The 1,042-nt window shown below is 34.0% G+C and carries 1 protein-coding gene and 1 pseudogene; both read right to left on the minus strand.

Annotation, left to right across the window (positions count from 1 at the left end):
• Nucleotides 1–203: 203 nt before the first annotated feature.
• A complete protein-coding gene (locus tag F6J99_RS45320) occupies nucleotides 204–341 on the minus strand; it encodes a hypothetical protein (RefSeq protein WP_293124064.1) in 138 nt (45 codons plus the stop codon).
• 207 nt (nucleotides 342–548) lie between these two features.
• Nucleotides 549–953, minus strand: a pseudogene (locus F6J99_RS46145) (class II aldolase/adducin family protein).
• Nucleotides 954–1,042 lie beyond the last annotated feature (89 nt).

Below are 1,042 nucleotides of genomic sequence, written 5' to 3' on the forward strand. Positions count from 1 at the left end.
ATAAATGTTGGGAATTAGTTGATGCTTTAATGCGTTTAAGTCGTCATAAGCTCGATAATTATTTACGAGGTATGAGAGCTATGAAGCTTATACAGTCTACTTTTTAGCTCTCATGTCGCCCCCCCAGCCTAAAACCTCATAAATTTAGTCGTTTCACTTGACAAAATGTACCCTACTTATATTGACTTGTTCTTTCTCCGTGATTACAACGAATAAGCGGTTTGTAATGCCCACAAAACTAGAAAACCAATAGCTCCTAAAATCACAACAGAAGAAATCAGTACAATCACAGGACTATCGGCTCCTTTGAACTTCATAATTCCACGATCTAGGTCTGACATAATACCCCGTTATTTAACTCAACATTCGATTATGGAAATCTATGATCAGGACGATTTGAGACTTCCTTTTCTTTATTAACATATTTACAGCAGTTTGTATCAACTTCTGGCAAATATAAAAGATTTACTTAACAAGTATACTGATGCTTCAAAGACTTTGAACCGATTGAGTGTTGGACTTATTAATAAGCTCAGACAATGGCGTTCTCAGAAGTTAAGCTTCGCTCCCGTCATATATGTAACTTTAAACATAAATTCTAATATTTCACAATGTTTCTTAGCCTGCTCCCAGCTACTCCCCCAAACAAATAGACCGTGCTTCTTTAAAAGAAAACCAACTGTTTTGTTAGATTCAAAATAAGATTTGATAATTTGACAGTTTCTACTTATTTCTTGTAAGTTTGAGAAGATTGGTATTTCAATTCCCTCACTTAAGGAATTTAAAATATCTATACCTTTAAGAAATTAATACTCTTTAAATGTTATCTTTTTATCGTATAATTCAGAAATCAATGTTCCATAAACACTATGTGTATGTATGACACCATGGGCATTTTTAATGTTGTCATACACGCATGAACCTATCCCACTAATAAGAGTCTTTGAATCCACAGATGAATAGTAGCAAGATCAATAAATGCATCAAAATAAACTTTTTGTCGTTCCCAACGAACCACTAGACGACGATATTTTCGCGCTAT

The organism is Moorena sp. SIO4G3 (genome assembly GCF_010692305.1).
Classification (GTDB): Bacteria; Cyanobacteriota; Cyanobacteriia; order Cyanobacteriales; family Coleofasciculaceae; genus Moorena; species Moorena producens_A.